The following is a 21,884-nucleotide window of genomic DNA, read 5'->3' as shown; positions in this document are numbered from 1 at the left end:
CGCACGCCGCCCGCCCCGACCAACCGATCGCCGGTCGGGCTCCGGCCCCGCGCCGGCGCCGTCCGTCCCACCACACCGGAGGAAGCCCGTGACACGGCTCGACGCCTCTATCAACGACCGGCAGCCGTCGGTTCCGATCGTCACCATCGACCCCCTCGGCGCCGACCCGCACGTCGAGATGACCCGGCTGCGCGCCGCCGGCCCGGTCGTGCGGACCGTGCTGCCCGGCCTGCCCGACACCGTGCATGCCTGGATGGTCACCCGGCAGGACCTGCTCGCCCAGCTCGGCCGGCATCCGGCCGTGTCCCGGGTCGCGCACCGGCACTGGGCCGCCCACCGCGACGGCCTCGTCCCCTCCGACTGGCCGCTGGCCGGCATGTTCATCGGCTTGACCAGCATGTTCTTCCTTGATGACCCCGAACACCAGCATCAGCGGCGGATGATCAGCTCGGTGTTCACCGCCAGGCGCGTGGAGCGGATGGGCGGCGACATCACGCGCGTCGTGCGAAACGCACTGGACGCCCTGCCCGGCCACCGCGGCCCGGACGGCGCCGTCGACCTGCGCGCCCACTACGCCTACGCGATCCCCATGGGCGTCATCTGCCACCTGCTCGGCATCCCCGAACCGATGCGGCCCCGGTTCCGGGCTCTGGTCGACATGCTGCTCAACACCGACGGCAAGACGGCCGAGGACGCCGCCGCCCTCGAACATGGCCGCCTGGAGCTGCTGGACGAACTGGTCGAACTCCGCCGCACCCGACCCGGCACCGATCTCACCAGCAGCCTGATCACCGTACGCGACGGCGACGGCGACACCCTGCCTCACCGGGAGCTGCTCGACACACTGTGGTCCCTGGTGGTCGCCGGGCACGAGACCACCCTCAACCTGATCACCAATGCGGTCCGGGCGCTGCTCACCCACCCTGACCAGCTCGCCCGCGCCAGGGCGCTCCCGCCCGCCGGCTGGAGCGCCGTCGTGGAGGAGACCCTGCGGTGGGACGGTGTGATCAACTACCTGGTGGCCGGCTACACCACCGACACGATCGCCATCGGCGGCACCAGCATCCCGCCCGGGCAGCTCCTGGTGAGCCTGTACGCCGGCATCGGCCGCGACCCCGGCGTCCACGGCCCCACCGCCGACAAGTTCGACATCTCCCGTACCAACACCCAGCAGGTCGCCTTCGGTTCCGGCAGCCATTACTGCCTGGGCGCGCCTCTCGCCCGTCTCGAAGCCCGCATCGCGCTGTGCGAACTGTTCGGCCGCCACCCCGAGATGCAGCTCGCCGTCCCGGACAGTGAGCTCCGGAACGCCCGCTCCCTGTTCACCAACAGCGTCAGTACGCTGCCCGTCCGCATCGACACCCACCCGGACCGGCGCCGCTGAGCGGGCAATTTCCACCCGTGGAGCGGTTCAGCGTCCGCGAGCCAGAAACCCGCGTTGACCGACCGGGCGTAGACCGCGGGACGCGCCCTCACCACGCCGCCGGTCAGCGTTGGCGGCGCGGCGCCGGCCGGGTTCACCACGACGACGAGTGGCGGGTCCGGGGGTGGTGGCGTCTCCTGCATTTGCCCCGCTCAGTCGTCGTGGCCCCGTGCCGCGGCGGCGATCGGCTCGAGTCCCGCAGTCAGCTCGTCGAGTTCGTCCGCGCTGAGCACGTCGTACGGTGGTGCCGCCAGTTCGTCGGTGAGGGTCTCGATCCGCTCCTTGACCTCCCGGCCGGCGTCGGTGAACCCGCCGTCGGCGTTCACGAGGCCGCGGCCGCGTAGGCCGTCGACGACGGTGGCCAGTCGCGCCCTGGGCAGGTGGTGGACCCGGCCGAACTCCTCGGCCTTCATGCCGAGGGAGAGGGCCATGAGGACGTGGGCTTGGGTGCCGCCGATGCCGTGGGCGAGGAGGGCGGCGTTGTGGCCGTCCCCGCGGTGCTCGCGCAGCAGTGTCGCCGCATGCCAGAGCCTGGCCACCGGATCCTCGGGGACGTCGAGCGTCCGGAGGCCGGCGTACAGTGCTCGGCCCTCGGTCGGCGCGCTGACCGCTGCCCGGGTGGCGAGGTCGGCGGCCCGCACCAGACCGGGGGAGCCGACGAGCGGTCCGAGCAGCTGCCGCAGCGCGGCGGCGGTGCCCCGCTCGCGCACGGCGATGGCCTCCTGCGGGGTGATTTTCCCCCAGACCCACGGGATGTGCCGCGCCACCTCGCCGTCGGCGAAGTTGTAGAAGACCGCGTGCACCACCTCGGCCGGCGCCTGCCCCAGCGGCGCGGCCCGGCCGGCGAAGTACCCGTCCCAGTAGTCGCGCATGCCCAGGGCCAGGAACGCCTCGTTCGGCACCTCGGAGAAGGTGACGGTGGCGATCGGCTCGACGAGCTCGGACATCCGGTGGATCTTGGCCTGTGGGTGCGACATCGGGCGGCATCTCCTGTGGTTGTCACAGCCGCCCCCCGTAGGCGGCGTCTCAACTCGACTACGAACAGCGCGGCACGGATTCGACAACCTCGGTCGATTCGGCCAGGCGACATCGGCGTGCCACACGCCCCGGCCGCGAGGGGGTGTCGTGGCCTGGTCGCCGACCCGGTTCGTGCTCACCACGCGTCCTGGTACCTAGCTAGGGCCGTCCCATTCCTCGTGCGGAACACCAGACCGTTGTGCTGCCAGACGTCGCCTGCCTTGAGGCGCTGAACGGTCTGGCGCGTATGCTGCTTGTGCAGAGCGCCGGCCTCTTATGTGGGCGGCACGCTGCCGATCCCGGCGTGACGTCGGTTGCGGGAAAGCGTAACGGACTTGATCTCCCCTGAGTTGCGCTGTGTGTGCCGATGGGTGCCGCTCGAGTTGCAGCGATGTCGAGAAGCCGCTTGGGCTGGGCTTGATGGATATTCGGCAAAAGACCTCTGTGTGGCGCGCTACTCGGTTAAATTCTTCGATGCGCTGCAACGTCTGGCTTGTGAGGCTAGTTCCCACTTCCGCAGTTCTGGTTCGGAGTTAGTGTGGATTATGACCATTAGTTGAGATCGCGGTCGTGATTATTGCGGCCGGAGTCGGCCAGTAACGAGACGTCCGAACATCCCTGATGGCACGGTGAGTATTCCAGACTTCACTGACGGCGATGATCGGCTGTGTTCCGTTGAGCCGTCCGAAGTCCCACGTGGATGGGGGCGCTCATGGCACCGGACATCGTGCTGTTCCCGCACTGCGATCTCCACCTGGCCCTGTCCGGTACGCCGCCGTTGACGCTGCAGGTGTTCGACCGGGCGGTGACGGCCGGTGGGTACACGCTGACGCCGATCGCCCCGGGGGCGATCGCGGTGGACTTCTTCGCGCCGCATCGCCCGGTCGGCCAGCGGCTGCTCCCGCCGCTTCCGGCGTACAACAGCGTCAACGGGCAGGTCACCGCCACCCAGCCGGGGGTGTACCTGTTCCAGATCCGGCGCGGCAGCGACTACATCGTCGGCCGGCTACAGGTGCACACCTCGATCGTGACGTGGTGGTTCGGCAATGACTCCATCACCACCGCCGTGGACGACGTGGCGCACGCCCAGCCGTCGATCTACGCCAAGTTCAGCGACGATCCGACCGGTACCGACCTGATCGGCGACATCACCGGGCACGGGTACGTGACGCTGACGTCGGCCGACACCGCCACCTTCGTGGTCAACCCGCAGGGGCGGCTGCGCGGGCTGCGCGAGACCACCGGCACCCCCGGGACCGTGGACCTGACGGGCACATTCGTCAACCAGACCCAGCGACTGCCCGTGCGGGTGGTGGACTACGCCAGGCACCGCCGCGACCTGAAGCCGGTCCAGACGCCCAACGTTGCGCACGCGGCCGAGCAGCACAACATCGTCTTCCTCGCGGAAGGGTTCCGTAAGTCCGACGAAGAGACCTTTGACAAGATCGTCACCCGCGTCGTGGACCAGATGTTCGACCAGCCCCGGCATCAGCCGTACCCGATGCTGGAGGGCAGCTTCAACATCTTCAAGGCCTTCGGCGCCTCGCAGGAACACTGCGCCACCGTCGCTCACCGGGTCGCCGACGCGGATCAGACGACGGGCACCGGCGTGCCCATCCCGTTCCTCCACAGGGTCAGCGACAACGAGAACGTCTACACGCTGCGGGATCTGGTCGCCAAGGTCGGGCTGCCGATGCGCAACGAGAGCAGGGACAACCTCAAGGCCATCTGGGCGGGGCAGGAGCTGACCGGGTTCGATCCCGACAAGGTGGACGACACGCTGCTGGGGGCGTGGAAGAAGCACCAGGGGACCGGGATCCTCCACGCACGCGACACACTGTTCGGAATGCATCTGGGCTGCCGGTGGGGCGACCGCTCCTCCGACCGCAAGGCGGCGGTGACCCCGCCCGGAAGCGACCAGCCGGGCACGCCGGGGCTGCGCGAGTTCATCGCCCGGCTCTATGAGTTCTACAAGCCCGAACAGGCGACCAGGGCGTTGACGCCCGACCCCCGCAGGCATCCTCCCGAGCGATTCGCCGGCCGACACAGGACCAATCCGGGCAACCTGATCCTGCAGTACCTCGCGGGCCTGGAGTACGCGTTCGCCCCGTTCCATCACATCGGACCGGTCTGGGAGCCCGACGACGCCCACTTCAAGCCCAGCCGCGGACTGGTCGCCCTCATCACCTATGACGAGGTGAACGGCGGCAGCAACGTCAACAACAACACCCTGACGGCACTGACGACCAACAAGGGCGTCGGGGTGGAGTTCGAGTACGCCGCGGGTGACAAGCGGGTGATGCGGCGCAAGCCGTCGTCGGAGCCCGACGTCAACTTCACCGAGACCGTCGACACGGTCGCGCACGAGTTCGGCCACAGCTTCGGCCTGATGGACGAGTACGAGAACTCCGGGGGAGACGACCCGAACGCGCCCGCGACCTCGACGGACGATGTCCTCGGCGACAACGTCAGCATGCTGGGGTTCCTACGGATCAACCCCGCGCCCGACCGGCAGATCGACGTCACCAAGGTCAAGTGGTTCGCGCTTCCCCGGATGCGCCAGTCCGCACGGCTGGTGATCGATTCCGCGCCGGGTCTCGGCGGCATCGAGATCATGATCGACAAGCGGTACATGGCGCCGTGGCAGAAGGTCGCGGCGCAGAACCCGCCTGCCGAGGTGCACCTGCGCAACTTCCACGTCAGCCCGCAGGGGATCCAGTTGCCGCTGGCCACCGGCTCCGCCCAGGTCCTGACCAACCTGAAGATCGCCCACATCGAGCCCGAGCTGGGCACCATGACGCTCGACGGCCCGGGCCTGCCGCCCGCGCCGTTCCCGACGTTCGCAGCGGGCTCGGCCGTGTACGTGCCGCTGAAGGACGCCGCCGGTCAGCTCCGCACCGTGGTCGAGCCGGCGGTGCGCAAACACATGACCACTCCCACCCCCGCCAACAGGCTGCCGCTGAACGTCGACACCGACATCCTGCATTTCAAGCACGAGGTTGATAACCCGAGATCCATCCCGGACTTCAAAGCGCCCTGCAAGTCCTCGAAACTGATCGGCGTCTACGAGGGCGCGCTCGACTTCGCGGGCGGCTACTACCGGCCGACCGGAGCGTGCAAGATGCGCCGCTCCGACGACGAGGACAACGACGGCGAGTTCTGCTTCGTCTGCAAGTGGCTGATCGTCAACCGGGTCGATCCGGGCTATCACAGCATCCTCGACGCGATGTTCTACCCGAAGGCGAAGAAGAATGGCTGAGCCCGGCACGTTCGACAAGCTCGTGGCCGAGCTGGGGCAGGCGCTGCTGCCGCTGCGCGAGGCCCTCGCCTCCCCGGAGGTCTTCATCGCGTTCCTGCAGAAGCTGGGCTGGCGCGCCGACGACATCCCGCAGCCGCTGCGCGACCTCGGCAGCGGGGTGGAGACCCTCTACGACGGTCTGACCAGGCTGCTCGGCGAGGGCGGCCTCAACGTCGGCGGGTCCGTTGGCGACGGCGAGGCCTCGGTGCAGATCTCGCCCGACGACGTGGGCCGGGTGCTGCGGGCCTTCCAGGACGTGGTCAACGCGATCAAGGCGATCGCGAACGCACCCGACTCGGCCATTCCCGCGCCGCTGCGCGCGGACGGCTTCAAGGAGAAGTTCCCCGGCCAGCTCGTCGACTACCTGGTCATCACCTACCTGCAGCGGTACCACCCGTCGATCGGGTTCGGACTGCGCGCGCTGGGCGTGGTCAAGACGGGCTACGCACCGGCTGAGGGCAATCGGCCGCCGTACATGAACGTCCGGCTCGACCTGGCGGACCTGCCCAAGACGCTGAGCGAACCCTCGCTGGTGCTCAAGAACGCCTTCGGCTGGGGCGAGGCGGACTTCGACTTCGAGGCGCTGGCCGTGCAGGTCGACAACCTGATGATGGCCCTCGGCGTGGACATCGCCACCGCCGAGATCCCGACGGCGAGTGCGGCCGCCCTGCAAGGCACCGCTCCCAAGCTGACCGACCCGCCGGTGCGCGGCATTCGGGCGGTCTTCTTCGAACGGGCGCAGGCCTCGGGTCGGATGGCCGCCGAGATGAGGCTGCTGCCAGTGCCGGCGGCAGCCGGGAGCCAGCCCGGCCTGGCGCTGATCCCCGCCTTCAATGGCGCGCTGGACTTCAAGTTCCAGCTGGGCGACGACATCGCCCTCACCATCCGCACCGACCTGGATCTGCAAGGCGGGATCGGGCTGCGGGTGCGGCCGGACCGCCCGATCGAGATCATCGTCGGCTTCGCCGGCGGCGGCACGCCGTCCCACGCCGGCGGCTCGCTGGTGGTCAAGGCGGAGCGCGGCAACGCCGACGCCGCCCCGATCGTACTGCTCGGCTCGCCCGGAGCGACCCGGCTGCAGTTCCGCAAGGTCGGCGGCACCGGCGGCATCCGGCTGTCCGACGGCGCGGCGGACGTGTTCGCCGAGTTCGAGCTGGCCGGTCTGGAGTTCGTCTTCGACCCCGGCGAGGCCGACGGCTTCATCGCCAAGATCGTGCCGGACGGCGGCTTCTCCTTCGGGGCCGACCTGACGCTCGGCGTCTCCCAGCGAACCGGCTTCTACTTCCGCGGCACCTCCAGCCTGGAGATCCAGCTGCCCGTCCACCTCAACCTGGGCCCCATCGACATCCAGTCGCTGACCGTCTCGGCCGCCCCCGGCGCGGACGGCCTGCCGATCAACCTCGGCGCGACGTTCAAGGCCGAGCTCGGCCCGATCAAGGCGGTCGTCGAGGAGCTCGGTCTGGCGGCGACCTTCGGCTTCACGTCCGGCAACGACGGCAACCTCGGGCCGTTGGACGTCTCGCTGGGGTTCAAGCCGCCCAAGGGCGCGGGCCTGTCGGTGGACGCCGGGGTGGTCAGCGGCGGCGGCTACCTGTTCTTCGACCCGGCCAAGGGGGAGTACGGCGGGGCGCTGGAGCTGGAGTTCGCCGGGCTGTTCGACGTCAAGGCGATCGGGCTGATCACCACCCGGATGCCGGACGGCTCCGCGGGCTTCTCGCTGCTGCTGATCATCACCGCCGAGTTCGGCACCGGCATCCAGCTCGGCTTCGGCTTCACCCTGCTGGCGGTGGGCGGGATCGTCGGGCTGAACCGCCGGATGAACCTGCAGGCTCTGGTGGAGGGGGTGCGGAGCGGCTCGATCGAGTCGGTGATGTTCCCGCGCGACGTGGTGGCCAACGCGCCGCGCATCCTGTCGGACCTGCGCGCGTTCTTCCCGCCTGAGCGGGGCACGTTCCTGGTCGGGCCGATGGCCAAGATCGGCTGGGGCACCCCCACGCTGGTCTCGGTCTCGCTCGCGGTGATCATCGAGATCCCCGGCGACATCGCCATCCTCGGCGTGCTGCGCTGCGTGCTGCCCACCACCGACCTGCCGCTGCTGGTTTTGCAAGTGCAGTTCGTCGGCGCGATCGAGTTCGACAAGCAGCGCCTGTGGTTCTTCGCCCAGCTCTTCGAGTCGCGCGTGCTGTTCTTGACCCTCGAAGGCGGAATGGGCCTCCTGGTCGGCTGGGGCGACGACCCCGACCTGGTCATCTCCGTCGGCGGCTTCCACCCCTCGTACAGGCCGCCGCCGCTGCCGTTCCCGGTGCCGCCCCGCATCCGGGTGGACATCCTCAACCGGCCGGGCGCCCGGATCACCGTCTCCGGCTACTTCGCGATCACCAGCAACACGGTGCAGTTCGGCGCGCGCGCCGAGATGGTGCTGGGCTTCGACGACTTCGGCATCTCCGGCCATCTCAGCTTCGACGCGCTCTTCCAGTTCTCCCCGTTCCGCTTCGTCATCGCCGTCTCCGCGGGGGTCTCGCTCAAGGCGTTCGGCGTCGGCCTGTTCGGCATCGACCTGGACTTCCAGCTCGAAGGCCCTGCCCCGTTCCGGGCACACGGCCGGGGCTCGATCTCGCTGCTGTTCTTCGAGATCTCCGCCGACTTCGATATCACCTGGGGCGAGGACCGCGACACCACGCTGCCTCCGATCGACGTGCTCCCGCTCCTGGCGGGCGAGGTCGCCAAGCCCGAAGGCTGGCAGACCCGGCTGCCGACCGGCGGCGGCAACCCGCTGGTCACGCTGCGCACGTTGCCGCCGACCGAGGACCTGGTGCTGCACCCCCTCGGCTCGCTGTTCGTCCGCCAGCATGCGATCCCGCTCGCCGTACGGCTGGATCGCATCGGCGCGCAGCGGCCGCGCGACGGCAAGCGGTTCACCGTCGAGCCCCTGCCCGGCAGCGGCCTCGTGCGCGCCTCCATCACCGCCGACAAGTTCGCGATGGCTCAGTTCCAGGACATGGACGACGCGACCAAACTGTCGCGGCCGGCGTACGAGGACCAGGACGCGGGGCTGGAGCTGGTGGCGGCGCAGGGCGCGATCGCCTCCGCCCGCGTCGTCAAGCGCAGCGCCCGTTACGAGCAGATCGTCATCGACAGCAGGCTGCGCCGCCCACCGGGCACCGTACGACCGGCGACCCGGACGATCGTGCAGGCCGACGGACTCGTCCGCCAGGTCGCTCCCACCGCCGCGCCCACCAAGACGCTGACCAGCGTAAGCCCGGCCGTGTTCACCCGGCTTCTGGAGGGCAGCAGCACCAGCCGTTCACCCCTGTCGCAGCGCGAGGCCGACCAGCGCCAGCCGTACACCCCTGACGAGACCGTGCAGGTCACGGGCCAGCGCTTCGTGGTCGCCTACCTGCGCAACAACGCCCAGGCCTTCCCGCCGGCCTCGCTCGGCTCGGCCACGGCGAGTTTCCGCAGCCAGGCGGTGGCCGAGGAGGCCCTCGGCGAGTGGGTCATCGCGGACCCCGCGCTCATCGGCCGGCTGCACGTCATCCCCGAATCCGAGGCGGCGGCCCTGCCCGTCCCCCCGCAGTCGTGGACCTCCACCGGCTCCCTGCCCACCCCGGCCATCGCCCCACCAGCGGTGCGGCTGAGCAGCGGCAAGATCCTCGTCGCCGGCGGTCAGGACGCCGAGGGCAAGCCGCTCGCCGCCGCCGCGCTCTTCGATCCCGTCGCCGGGAACTGGGCCGCCACCGCGCCGCTTCCGGTCGCCCGCGACGGGCACACCCTCTGCCTACTGCCGGACGGCCTGGTCCTCGCCGTCGGCGGCGTGACCGAGACCGCGCCCCTGGCGACCACCGAGATCTTCGACCCGCTCACCGCGACCTGGAGCAGCGACGTTCCGCCGATGCGCACCGCCAGGTTCGGCCATGGTGCCACCGTGCTGCGCGACGGCAGGATCCTGGTCACCGGCGGCACCGGCGTCCGCGGCAACTCGCTCGCGTCCGCCGAGGTGTACGACCCGGCCAAACGGCAGTGGACCGAGACCGCGATGACCGACCCGCGCTCCGACCACCAAGCCGTACTGCTCGCGGACGGCCGGGTCCTCGTGGTCGGCGGCGTCCTCAAGACCGGCCGGACCAGTGCCGCGCTCGGCTATTGCGAGATCTACGACCCGGCAACCGGCAAATGGACCCCGACCGGCTCGCTCGCCGCACCTCGCGCGGGTCACCAGGCGACGCTGCTCGCCGACGACACCGTCTTGGTGACCGGCGGCGATGCCCCGACCGGTCCGGCGCGCGGTCCGTACGACTCCGCCGCCCTCGCCGGCGCCGAACGCTTCACCGTCGAATCCGGCACGTGGACGGCGGTCCGCGACATGCCCGGTGGGCGTACCCGGCACCGCGCCCTGCCATTGCGCTCCGGCCTGGTGCTCGTGGCGGGCGGCACCCGTGCCCCCGCCTTCGACGGCGGCTTCCGCAGCGCGCTGCTGTACGACCCGGCCGCCGGCACCTGGACCCCCACGAGCGGCCTGGCCACCGGCCGGTGGGCGTTCGCCGTGATCGACCTGCCCGACGGCCGGGTGCTCGTGGCCGGTGGCCGGACCCGCTCGGCCGCTGCCGCCCCGCACCCCGGCACCGACATCCTCACCCCGACCGCCGAGATCTTCACGCCCTGACGACGGAGGCACCCCATGACCAGCCCCACCGTGGCGGCTACCGGACAGTGGACGAGCACCGGGGCCCTTCCCTCCGCGCGCGTGTGGTCCGGCCAGCATGACGGCCCGGTCGTACTCGCCGGCGGGAAGGTCCTGGTGGCCGGAGGAGCCGGCGCCGCCGGAGAAGGGCTGGGGCAAGTGTCGCTGTACGACCCGGTCGCCAAGACGTGGACGGCCGCCGCCGCGCTGCACACCGCCAGGCGGCTGCACACCGTCACCCTGCTGGGCAGCGGCAAGGTGCTGGTCACCGGTGGCATCACCGGGGCGGCGACGTTCCCGTCCGCCGGACTGGCCTCCGCCGAGGTGTTCGACCCCGCGCAGGGGACCTGGACCGCGACCGGCAGCCTGAAGACCGGCCGGTGGGGGCACAGCGCGGCGCTGCTGCCCGACGGCAGGGTGCTCGTCGCGGGCGGCTGCACCACCCGGTCCGGGCAGTCGGTCAAGGCGCTGTGCTCGGCCGAGGTCTACGACCCGGACACCGCCGCATGGACGGAGGTCACCGCGATGACCGACGCGCGCTGCGGCCACCCGGCGCTCGTGCTCAACACCGGCAAGGTGCTGGTGGTCGGCGGCAGCGCACCCGTGTCCCGCGAGACCGACGCGGCACTGGCCTTCTGCGAGCTGTACGATCCGGCCTCGGGCACCGGCGGTACCTGGACGCCGACCGGGAGCCTGCCGGCGGCGCGCAGCGGGCACCAGGCCACGCTGCTCCCGGACGGCACCGTCCTGGCCAGTGGCGGCAGCCCTCCGGGCGCACCGGGCAACGGCACCTTCGACCCGTTCAGCAGGGCCACCGCCGAGACGTTCAACCCCGTCGCGGGCGCGTGGAGCGCGGTGCAGGACATGCCCGCCGGGCGCGGCCTGCATCGGTCGGTCTCACTGGGCGGGGGCAAGATCCTGGTGGCCGGCGGCACCGACACCCCGGACAACGGCGTCGGCTACGCCAGCGCGCTGATCTTCGACGCGGCCACCCGGAGTTGGAGCCCGGCGGGCGGTCTGGCGACGGGCCGGTGGGGGTTCGCCGCCGTCCCGCTGACCGGCGGCACGGTGCTGGTCACCGGCGGCATCACCCGCGCGGGCCTTGCCGCCGCCGACTCCGCCGCCACCGAGGTCACCGCCACCAGCGAGATCTTCAGCACCGGCCCGGTGACACCGTGAGCAACGCGTACTCCTTCCTGCCGTGGCTGCGGACCGGCCTCAGCACCCGGATCACGACCGATCCGGGCACCGCCGACCGGGCGGTCATCCCGGTCAAGCTGCGGCTGACCGGGGATGGCGTGTCCGGCGGCACGATCACCCGCGACGTCGAGAAGGCCGTGCAGTTGTACGGGCCGGGCGACGTGGTGGGGGTCGATCCCCGGGTGATCTCGCGGGTGGAGCCGCGTCCCTGGATCACCAACGTGGAGCCCAACTACCTGGCGCACATCGAGTTCTACGACGAGGGCCTGCCGTGGAGTTACAGCCCGGCCCCGCCCGACGGGGCCAACAAGCGGCTGCTGCCCTGGCTGGCGCTCGTCGTGCTCGCCGGAGCGGCCGAGCCGGCGGGCGACCCGGGCGCGGAGTTCACCGAGGGCGCGGTCGCCGGGCGGCCGCTGCCGTCGATCCAGGTCAAGGACCCGGCCGGGACGCTGCCGCCGCCGGGCCAGCTCGGCGCGTGGGCGCACGTGCACGTCAACGGCGAGCTGGACGGCCTGGTCGCCAACGACGATCCCGCCGGTGCGCTCACCGCCCTGCGCCAGGTGCTGAGCACCAACGCCGATCTGGCGTGCTCGCGGCTGATGTGCCCGCGGCGGCTCGAGCCCAACAGCGGCTACCACGCGTTCCTGGTCCCCGCGTTCGAGACGGGCCGCCTGGCCGGGCTCGGCCTGGACCCGGCCACCGCGCCCGGCGCGCTGCACTCCAGTTGGGGCCCCGACTACCCGGGCCGCCCCGAGCCCGCAACGTTGCCGTACTACCACCGCTGGTTCTTCGGCACCGGCAGCGCGGGCGACTTCGAATACCTGGTCCGGCTGTTGGAGCCCCGGCCCGCCGACCCGGCCATCGGCCGCCGCGACCTCGACGTGCACGACTCGGCCGGGCCCGGGCTGCCGCCCATCACCACCCCGGCGGAGCTGCACGGCGTGCTCAAGCTGGGCGGCGCACTCCAGTCGCCCAACCGTCCCAAGGGCGACGTTTACGACAAGTGGGACGAGCCGTACCCGCACCTGTTCCAGAAGGCCCTCGCCGGACTGATCAACCTGGCCGACGCCTACCTCGACCAGACCCCGGCCGCCGCGCACGCCGCCCACGGGGTGCAGGACGTGGCGGGCGAGGTCGATCCGATCATCACCCCGCCGCTGTACGGGCGCTGGCACGCCCCGGCGAACCGGCTGCTGACCGAGCGCGACGGCAGCCCGATCACGCCCGACCGCAACTGGGTGCACCGGCTCAACCTGGACCCGCGCTTCCGCGTCGCCGCCCACCTGGGGACCCGCGTCGTCCAGGAGCGGCAGGAGGAGTTCATGGTCGCCGCCTGGGCGCAGGTCGGCGACGTGCTGGCGGTCAACGCCAAGATCCGCGCCGCCCAGCTCGCCCGCGAGGTCGGGACCGTACTGCAGGCCAAGCATGTGGAGCCCGCCGCCGCATCGATCACGCCGGCCGACGAGCCGGTGCCGTCCGGCAAGGCCCTCGTGCTCACCGCTCCCGCCAACTCGCGGGTGACCACGCGTGATCGGGCTCTGCGCGGGGCGGTGGCGGTCGAGGGCGAGCGGGTCGCGGTCGGGTTCCACGTGGCGCGCAGCCGCGTGACGGCCGCGCCGCTGTCCCCGCCGATGCGGCGGATGCTGCGGCCGGGGCGGCTGATCCGCGACCTGCCGTTCAGTGAGACCAAGCCGCCCGACGCGCTGATCCCGCGGATGGACGACCCGGACGACCCCGTGACGGCGGCCGCCGCCAAGGAGACTCCCGACGCGGTGGTGACGACCGAGCAGCTGAACGATGTCCTGCACCCGGCACCACCGCCGATCGGGCTCACGGCCGCCACCGAGGCCGACCCGGCCGATCCGGTCGACCGGCTTCCGCACAGCGCCGACTTCCGGATCACCTTGCCGGGCGACACGTTCGTCCCTTCCGAAGGCGGCGACGACAGCGAGGAGGCCAAGCGGTTCAAGGACGGGCTGCGCGACATCTACCGGGGCCGGCACGCGGCGGAGGTCGGTGGCCGGACCGAGGGCGGCGACGACCCGCTGAACGTCCGCGCCACCACCGACGCGATGATGACCGGCCTGCGCGCCGAGAAGACCGTGCCCACCAGCCTGCTGACGTCGGTCAGCCTGCCCGAACGGCTGCAGTCCTTCGCCGAGCGCTTCATCGAGGCGATGGCCTATCCCGTCATCGACCTGCCGATGTACAAGGCGCTGCTCGACCTGTCGGTGGACTACTTCGCCCCCAACCTCGGGCTGGTCCCGCGGAACACGGTGACGCTGCTGGAGACCAACCAGGAGTTCATCGAGTCCTACCTCGTCGGACTCAACCACGAGATGGCCCGCGAGCTGCTGTGGCGCGAGTACCCCACCGACCAGCGCGGCTCGCCTTTCCGGCAGTTCTGGGACACGCGCGGGGGCGTGAAGCAGTACGACATCCAGCCGCTGCACACCTGGCCCAAGGCCGCCGAGCTCGGTGAGAACGACGCGCGGGAGACCGGCGAGCAGGCCGACGACCTCGTGCTGGTCATCCGCGGCGACCTGCTGAAGAAGTACCCGAACGCCGCCGTCTACGCGCACCGCGCCCGCTGGCAGCCCGAGTCGGGACCGCCGGACCCGGCCCAGGAACGGGTCCCGGTCGAACTCGCCGACCCGGCGCACCCGACGCTGGAGGAGATCAGGCTCCCGCTGTACGAGGCCAAGGTGGACCCCGACCTGACCCTGCTCGGCTTCGACCTGACGGCGGCCGAGGCCAAAGGCGACTTCGCCGCCGGCGCGGCGGGCTGGTTCTTCGTGATCCAGGAACGTCCCGGCGACCCCCGGTTCGGCGCGGACGAGGGCCCGCCCACCCCGGTCGAGGTGTGGAACGACCTGACGTGGGCCGACGTGGATCCGGGTGGGACCGGGTTCATCCGGCTCGACGCGAGCACCGTGCAGGTCCCGCTCAAGGACTTCGACGACCCCGCCGCCGACGCCGAGAAGAACGACCAGCACCTGGAGGACGCGTTCCTGCCCGTCTGGCACGGCGGGCTGAGCTCGGCCGACGTGGCCTACATGCTGTTCCAGGCGCCGGTGCTGATGGCCGTCCACGCTCAGGAGATGCTGCTGTGACCGCGCTCAGCGACGACTTCCCGGTACTGCTCGGCCCGGTCCGGGTGGAGACCCGGTTCACCGCCACCGAGCTGCTGGTACGGATCTTCCCGGACGAGTGGTGCACCGACAAGTTCGAGCCCAAGCCGACCCGCGCCGAGATCACCGCGGTGGACGCCTACTGGACGGCGCACTGGCGGACCGGCGGGAACGCGGTGGCCGAGCAGGCGGCCTGGCAGGAGCTGGTCGCCCGGGTGCCCGGCGGCCGGGCCGCCTGGCTGCTGCAGACGCGTACCCCCGCCAACCCCGCCGATCGGCCCGTGACGGTGCCGGAGGGCGCGACCGTGCTGGTGGTCGTGACCGGCCAGGCCGTACCGGCCGCGGACCGGCAACCGGCCGTCACGTACTGGACGGCGGTGTGGCGGGCGCACGGCGACCGGGCCAAGCTGCGCGCCGCCGACACCGCGCTGCGCGCCGACGTCGGGGCCGGCCGGGCGGACACGATCCGGTCCCGGCGCCCGGTGGGCCTCGACGCCGCGCCCACCGCTGTCGACGACGCGGTGATGGTCGCGTTCCTCGTGCTGCCGCCGCCGGCCGCCGGAAGCCTGGCCGAGCGGTCGTGGACCCAGGCGGCGAAGGCCAGGCTCCTGCCGGACCGCTTCACCGTGCTCGGATACGTGGGCGGCGAGCGGGTGCTGACAGCGACCGGCGAGGCGGTGCCCGACGCGCTCGCGGTCAGCCCCGACCCCGACGCCGACACCGACGAACAGCTCAAGGTGGACGAGCAGACCGGCGCGCTGCGGGTGCCCGACGAGCTCCAGTGGCTGACCGACTTCGAGCGGGCGGTGACGCTCGGCATGGGCCTGCGCATCCCGCTCACCCCGCAGATCCGCAACGGCCTGGACCGGCTGCTGGTGTTCGGGCTGCGGGAGCGGTCCGGCCCCGAGCAGACGGCCGTCCAACTGGCCGACCTCATCACCCGCCAGCTGCGCAGCCCGTCCGGGTACGGGCTGCTGCCGCAGGGCACCCCGACCAACAACAGCGAGGCCGCCCCCGCCGGGCAGGACCGCCGTGCCGAAGCCGAGGCCGCGCTGCGCACCGCCTTCGGGTTCGCGGCGGCGGACGCGCCCGACGACTGGCGGACCCGGACCGACGGGCAGTGGCTGGCCGACCTGCTCGGCATCGATCCGGCCGTGCTGACCGGCATGCCCAACGCCGACGGCACCGACCAGCGTGACGCCCGCGCGGCCAACGTCGCCCTGTGGCCGGCGACCTGGGGCGCGTACCTGCGCGGCATGATGCATCCGATCCTGCCCGAGCAGGTGGTCGACCAGACGCGCGAGTTCTTCGTGCGGTACGTGTCGGGGCGCGGCCCGGTCCCGGCGGTCAAGATCGGGCGGCAGCCGTACGGCATCCTGCCCACCACCGCCTTCTCCAAGATGACCTTCCCGGAAAGCGCGACGCACCGCCGCGGGCTGTACAAGCTGCTCAGCGTGGCGGCGGGGGACTGGCAGAAGGCCCTCGCGAAGGTCAGCTACCTGGGCAAGGGCGGGGACCCGCACCAGCTGCTGCTGGACATCCTGGCGCTGCATCCGACGTCGGCGGAGTTCTACCAGCGGTACGCGCAGAGCGTCGAGGACATCTTCAACCGGGAGAACCTCAGCAGCGGCGGCCCGCGCGTCATCCCCGCGCTGGACCAGCTCAACATGCCGCAGCCGATCCGTGCCCTGCTCGACCGCCTCGGCTACGCCGTCCCGCCCGGAGCCGACCCGGAGGTGATCCGGCGGCTGTTCGTGGGCGACCAGTATCCGCTGCTCGGACCGCTGGTCGATGACCGGCCGCCGTCGGAGACCGACCACATCCGCGCGTACCTTCCCGACGGCGGCAACTACCTGCACTGGCTCGCCCAGCACGCCGAGCAGGACCTGGAGGCCATCCGGCTCGAACTGGGCTTCAACGGCGACAAGCCGCCCGCGGCGCTGCTGTATCTGCTGGCGCGGCACGCGGTCCTGCTCGCCTGGGAGGACGCCGGCCGCCGCCTGGCCGCCGCAGCCGGGAGCACGGTGCCACCCGCGCGCGATCCGCTGTTCGTCCACGTACGGCCCAACCGGCCCGGCGCACCCCCGGTGGAGAGCGAGAGCCGGTTCCGCCAGCTGTACTCGCCGGACCGGGCCATCACCGGCAGCCCGGACCGGCTGGTGGCGAGCTTCATCCCCGAGGTCATCAGGCAGAGCCCGGCCACCGCGCAGCTCGCCGAACAGATCGACGCGCTGGAACACCTGGCCGGGCTGCCGACCGCCCGGCTGGAACGGGTGCTGACCGAGCACCTGGACTGCGCGACGTACCGGCTCGACGCCTGGCGCTTGGGGCTGGTCAACGAGCGGCTCGCGGAGCTGCGATACGGGTCGTCCGGCACGGGACCGGCCCGGCGCGGCATCCACCTCGGTGCGTACGGCTGGCTGGAGGAGGTACGGCCCAAGCCGCGCCCCGGCATGACGCAGGTCGAGCTGACCGGCGACCTCGGGGAGCTGTTCAACCCGCCGGGCACGCAGCCGTTGATGCACGACAAGGCCAACGGCGGTTACATCCACGCTCCCTCGCCCGCGCAGGCCACCACCGCCGCGGTCCTCCGCGCCGGATACATCGCCAACGCCGGTCCCGCCGACCGGCACACGTTCGCCGTCAACCTGAGTTCCGAACGGGTCCGGGTGGCGCTGACCCTGCTGGACGGGCTGCGGCGGGGACAGTCGCAGGGCGCCCTGCTCGGCTACCGGCTCGAACGGGCCCTGCACGACCGGTATCCGGATGCCGAGCTGGACTCGTTCATCACCGCGCTACGCGGGGCCTTCCCGCTGCGGGCCGGGCGGATCGAGGAGACCAGGCCGGCCCCCGGCACCGCCGTCGAACTGGTCGAGGCCCGCAACGTCATCGACGGCCTCGAACTCGTGCGGCGGGTGACCCAGGTGCCCGGCGCGGACGTCTACCCGTTCGGCGCCCAGGGGCTCCCGGACCCCGACGCCGACCAGCGCAAGGCCATCAACGAGGAGGTGCACCGGCTCCTCGACGCCCACGACGCGCTAGCGGACCTGGCGGTGGCCGAGAGCACGCACCAGGTGCTCGCAGGCAATCCCGAGCGGGCGACGACGACCCTCGACGCCTACGCGAAGGAGGGCGTCGCGCCCGAACCCGAGGTGGTCCGGACACCGCGCAGCGGCACCACCTTGACCCACCGGATGGCTCTGCAGTTGACGCCGGGCATCCGGCCGGGCCACAGCGCACCGTCCGTGCAAGGCGAAGGCCCGCGCGCCAAGGCCGAGCCCGCCGTGGACGACTGGCTGCCCACGCTGCTGCCCGACCAGCGGGATGTGGCCGCGCTGGTCACCTGGACCGACCCGGTCAACGGGGTGGCCCGCAGCAGCGTGGTCACCCAGCGGGACCTGCGGCTGCGGCCGATCGACCTGCTGTGGGCGGTACGGCCCGCGAGAGAGGCGTCGATGACCGATCTGGACGACCGGATCATCGGGGTGGTCGCCACCCGCGACCAGCCGCGTCCGGACGCGCGGCTGGTGATCGAGCACACCACGCGCGTCACCGGCAAGGTGACGTTCTTCGAGCTGTCGCCACTGATCGCCGCTCTGCGGTCGCTGCTGACCACGTCCCGGCCAGTGCGGCCCACCGACCTGATCCCGGCCGCTGGGGACGCCCCGGTCGACCGCTCCGCCGACGCGGTCGTGACGCTGCCCCGCGAACGGCTGGTGGCGGTGCGGGATGCGCTGGTGGCGCTGCGCACGGCCGTCACCGGCTACCTGAACGGCCTCGGGCCGCTGTTCCCCGAGCCGCCCGCGCCGGTCCGGCGCAGCGAGGTGATCAGCGGTATCGACACGTTCCTGCGCCGGTACGGGGATCTGATCGCGACGGCGGGCGGGTTCGGCATGGTGCGCAGCGGCTGGGGCGAGGCCGCCGGGTGGCGGCGGGACCGCTACACCGAGGTGCTCGCGGCCGTCGACGAGGTCGCCGACCGGATGGCCAAGGCACTGGCCGACGCCGACGCGCTCATCGCCGCTTACGATGCGCTCCCCGCGGCCACCGTGGCCCCGGAGCGGTTCCGGCTGCTGGAGCAGATCGAGCGGCTGCTTACCACCACGCCGACCGCGCCGCGCCCGAACACGCCCCGGCTGCTGCGCTCGATCATCACCAACCGGCGGCAGGTGTTCCAGAACAGGCTGCGGGTTCTGCGCGAGGTCGCCGGCACCGGCCAGAGGACGCTGAGCGGGCTGCTGGCCGAGGTCGCCGCGCTGCTGCCGCTGACCGGCTTGGACCCGGCCGGGCTGACGCTGACCCCCTACGAGGACCTGGTCGTCGCGTACGGGAAGGAACTGCTGGACCGGGCACGGGCGCTGCAAGCCGAGATCGCCGAGCGGCTGACCGCGGCCGACGCGGCGCTGACCGAGCACGATGCGGCGGTGACCGGGCCCGACCGGGTGGAGGCCGCGCTCGACACCCTCAAGGCGCTGCTCGGCGAGGATGTACTGGCCGTACCGCAGTACACCCCGTCGGCCGCGCTCGCTTCGGACTGGAAGAAGGCCCGCGACGACAGCGGCGGCCTGATCGAGCACCTGGAGGACGCGGGGCGCGACTTCCCGGTGGACGACTGGCTGCACGGCATCGCCCGGGTCAGGGAGAAGCCGCGGCTGTGGGAGCAGGTGGCGATCCTGAGCGACGCGCTGCGCCGTGACGGGGGCCTGCTCGGCCATCTGCCCGGCTTCGAGGAGCCGCAGCTGGCGCCGATCCAGCTGCCGTACCGGGCGGACGACCACTGGCTGGCCATGGAGTTCGCACCGGGCACGACGCTGGATGAGGACCGGCTGCTGTTCACCGCGCACTACGCCGCCAAGCCCACACCGCCGACCGACGACTTCTGCGGCCTGCTGCTGGACGAGTGGACCGAGGTCATCCCGGCGCAGAAGGAGACGACCGGGATCGCGCTGCACTATGACAAGCCCGACTCCGAGCCGCCGCAGGCCATGCTGCTGGTCACCCCGCCCACCCGTACCGGGACGTGGAACGCCGACGACCTGGTGGCGGCGCTGCACGAGACGTACGACCTGATGAAGGCCCGCGCCGTCGAGCCCGCGCACCTGGACGAGACCGCCTACGCCCACCTGCTGCCCGCCACGCTGGTGTCGGCCGCCAGCAAGCCGATCACCATCAGCACCGACTTCGCGACCAACAATCTGCGCGGGAAGAACCCATGACAGAGCGCATCGAGAACCTGCCGAAGGCCCTGGCGGAGCGGGAGTACCCGACCGTCGGCCTGTGGAACCGGCTGGAGGGACGTCCCCGCACGGCGGACTTCGAGCGGGCCTTGCGCGTGGAGGTGCGGGACGCGCTGTGGCTGCTCACCCGGCAATGGCAGCTCGGCGAGTTCCGCGGCTCCGACGCCGGGACGCCGGTCACCGCCATGTACTCGGTGGGGATGGCGGTTCCGAGCCGGTTCCAGTCCGCGTCGGGCGGTTCGGCTGAGAATCTGCCCGCCGACCGTCCGTTGGAGGACGTCGCCGAACGCCGGGCCCTGCCGTTCGCCTTCGGGCCGGAGCGGATCTCGTACGATCTGCGCCTTGCCATCGGCCGCCGCTGGCTCAAACTGATGGGCCTGCACCCGCCCATCCACCACCATCGGCAGGACTTCGTCGACCTGTATCCCATCGCACTGCCGTCCCCGGCAAGCGACGCCGACACCCCGCGGGTGGCCCACCCCGAGGTCTGGTCCACGCTGCAGGCCGTCGCCGGCCGCCGGATGGACGGGTACGAGCTGTACCTTCACATCAAGGCGGGACATGAGGCCGCCGACGGCATCGACCATGTCGCGCCACCGCACCGCACACTGATCAACGAGCTGGGCATCCGGCTGGTCGGCTGGTTCGACGGCCTGATCGACCAGCCCGCAGGCGACGCCACCTGGGATCCGCGCCGCCTGGAGCATCGGTTCTCGGTCGCCGCGGGGCAGCCGGGGGGCGCGGAGAAGGTGCTGACCGCCCAGGAGTATCCGGGCGGCGAGCTCGACTGGCACGCCTTCTCCATCGACCCCGGCACCCAGGTGGGCGGGGCCGCCGCACCGCCCGCCCCGATCAACCGCACGGTCTTCCCGGCCCCGGTGCGCTACTCCGGCATGCCGCTGCCGCGCTGGTGGGCGGTGGAGGACGGCAAGACCAACTTCGCCGCCGTCCGCCCGGACCGCACCGACATGGCCCGCCTGGTCGTCCTGGAGTTCGCCCTCGTCTACAGCAACGACTGGTTCTACCTGCCGTGCGACCTGCCCACCGGAACGCTGGCCTCACTGCGCGGTCTGGCCGTCACCGACGTCTTCGGCCAGCGCCTGTGGATCACGCCTGCCGGTGCAGGGCCCGACAACGACTGGCAGCGCTGGTCCATGTTCACCCTGGACACCATCGGCTCAGACGCCGTCCCCGCCGACACAGGCCTGTTCCTCGCCCCCACCGTCCCCAAGGTCGCCGACGGACCCGTCCTGGAAGAGGTCGACCTCATCCGCGACGAGAACGCCAACATGGTGTGGGGCATCGAGCAGACCGTACGGCTGCCCACCGGCCCGGGCCGCCGCGGCGGCGAGGTCGCCGCCGAGATCCTCGCCCAGCGCCGCCGTCTGTTCCCGCCCACGCCGCCCACCGCCCCGCTGGCCCCCATCGCCTACCTGGCCATGACCTCGGTCCCCGGCCACTGGATTCCGTTCATCCCCGTGCACGTCCCCGGCGACAGCCGCAAGATCCAGCTCCAGCGCGCCGCCGTGCCCAGCGAGATCGACACCAAGCCCGTCCGCCCCCGCACCACGATCCTCCGCGAGGGCTTGGACGCCGCCCCGCAACGCTCGTACTTCCTCAACGAAGAAGAGGTCCCGCAGACCGGCACCAAGGTCACCGTCGCCTACAACCGCACCCGCTGGGGCGACGGCCGCGTCGCCGTCTGGCTCAGCGCCCGCCGCGGCACCGGCCGCGGCGAAGGCTCCAGCGGCCTCACCTTCGACCTCCCCGCCGACACCAAACCCCTCACCTGAGGCTTCAACTGATCGGCCCGGGGATCGCGTCGTGCGACGCCTGAGCCGGGTTCGCCGTCGTTTACGGCCGGCGGTACCGGCCGTAGGTTTCGGGAGGCCGACCA

At 71.8% G+C, this 21,884-nt stretch carries 8 protein-coding genes; 7 read left to right on the top strand and 1 reads right to left on the bottom strand.

Going from position 1 to position 21,884, the window contains the following annotated elements; all coding sequences use genetic code 11:
• Positions 1-88: 88 nt before the first annotated feature.
• Entirely contained in the window at positions 89-1,384 is a 1,296-nt protein-coding gene (locus ABWI07_RS19745; RefSeq protein WP_353819410.1) for a cytochrome P450 family protein, read from the top strand.
• A gap of 191 nt (positions 1,385-1,575) precedes the next feature.
• Here ABWI07_RS19745 and ABWI07_RS19740 read toward each other — a convergent pair whose 3' ends face one another.
• Positions 1,576-2,400 carry a MarR family winged helix-turn-helix transcriptional regulator gene (locus ABWI07_RS19740; RefSeq protein WP_353819409.1) on the bottom strand — a complete coding sequence of 275 codons (825 nt, stop codon included), beginning with the start codon at positions 2,398-2,400 and terminating at the stop codon, positions 1,576-1,578.
• A gap of 752 nt (positions 2,401-3,152) precedes the next feature.
• Here ABWI07_RS19740 and ABWI07_RS19735 point away from each other — a divergent pair.
• Genes ABWI07_RS19735 through ABWI07_RS19710 form a run of 6 tightly spaced genes read left to right on the top strand, consistent with a single transcriptional unit; the run spans position 3,153 to position 21,780 of the window.
• Positions 3,153-5,699, top strand: coding sequence for a hypothetical protein (locus ABWI07_RS19735; protein WP_353819408.1), 2,547 nt, complete (start codon positions 3,153-3,155; stop codon positions 5,697-5,699).
• Positions 5,692-10,401, top strand: a complete 4,710-nt coding sequence (locus ABWI07_RS19730; protein ID WP_353819407.1) for a DUF6603 domain-containing protein — start codon at positions 5,692-5,694, stop codon at positions 10,399-10,401. The genes ABWI07_RS19735 and ABWI07_RS19730 overlap by 8 nt, the downstream gene beginning before the upstream one ends.
• A 15-nt stretch (positions 10,402-10,416) precedes the next feature.
• Positions 10,417-11,598 (top strand): Kelch repeat-containing protein, encoded by a 1,182-nt coding sequence (locus tag ABWI07_RS19725; RefSeq protein ID WP_353819406.1) that lies wholly within the window; start codon positions 10,417-10,419, stop codon positions 11,596-11,598.
• Entirely contained in the window at positions 11,595-14,732 is a 3,138-nt protein-coding gene (locus ABWI07_RS19720; RefSeq protein WP_353819405.1) for a hypothetical protein, read from the top strand. Before ABWI07_RS19725 ends, ABWI07_RS19720 begins: the two co-directional genes overlap by 4 nt.
• Positions 14,729-19,966, top strand: a complete 5,238-nt coding sequence (locus tag ABWI07_RS19715) for a hypothetical protein (protein ID WP_353819404.1) — start codon at positions 14,729-14,731, stop codon at positions 19,964-19,966. Before ABWI07_RS19720 ends, ABWI07_RS19715 begins: the two co-directional genes overlap by 4 nt.
• The gene (locus ABWI07_RS19710) at positions 19,963-21,780 is read left to right on the top strand and encodes a hypothetical protein (protein WP_353819403.1); all 1,818 of its coding nucleotides are present in this window, start codon (positions 19,963-19,965) and stop codon (positions 21,778-21,780) included. Before ABWI07_RS19715 ends, ABWI07_RS19710 begins: the two co-directional genes overlap by 4 nt.
• The last annotated feature ends 104 nt before the right edge of the window (positions 21,781-21,884 follow it).

It is taken from the genome of Actinomadura sp. NPDC000600, assembly GCF_040492135.1.
Lineage (GTDB): Bacteria > Actinomycetota > Actinomycetes > Streptosporangiales > Streptosporangiaceae > Spirillospora.
This window is presented reverse-complemented; position numbering and strand designations above follow the sequence as displayed.

What these genes read in the sequence shown, in the direction of transcription:
- ABWI07_RS19740 (WP_353819409.1), bottom strand. Translation starts at nt 2,400, where the DNA reads ATGTCGCACCCACAGGCCAAGATCCACCGGATGTCCGAGCTCGTCGAG.
- ABWI07_RS19735 (WP_353819408.1), top strand. Translation starts at nt 3,153, where the DNA reads ATGGCACCGGACATCGTGCTGTTCCCGCACTGCGATCTCCACCTGGCC.
- ABWI07_RS19730 (WP_353819407.1), top strand. Translation starts at nt 5,692, where the DNA reads ATGGCTGAGCCCGGCACGTTCGACAAGCTCGTGGCCGAGCTGGGGCAG.
- ABWI07_RS19725 (WP_353819406.1), top strand. Translation starts at nt 10,417, where the DNA reads ATGACCAGCCCCACCGTGGCGGCTACCGGACAGTGGACGAGCACCGGG.
- ABWI07_RS19710 (WP_353819403.1), top strand. Translation starts at nt 19,963, where the DNA reads ATGACAGAGCGCATCGAGAACCTGCCGAAGGCCCTGGCGGAGCGGGAG.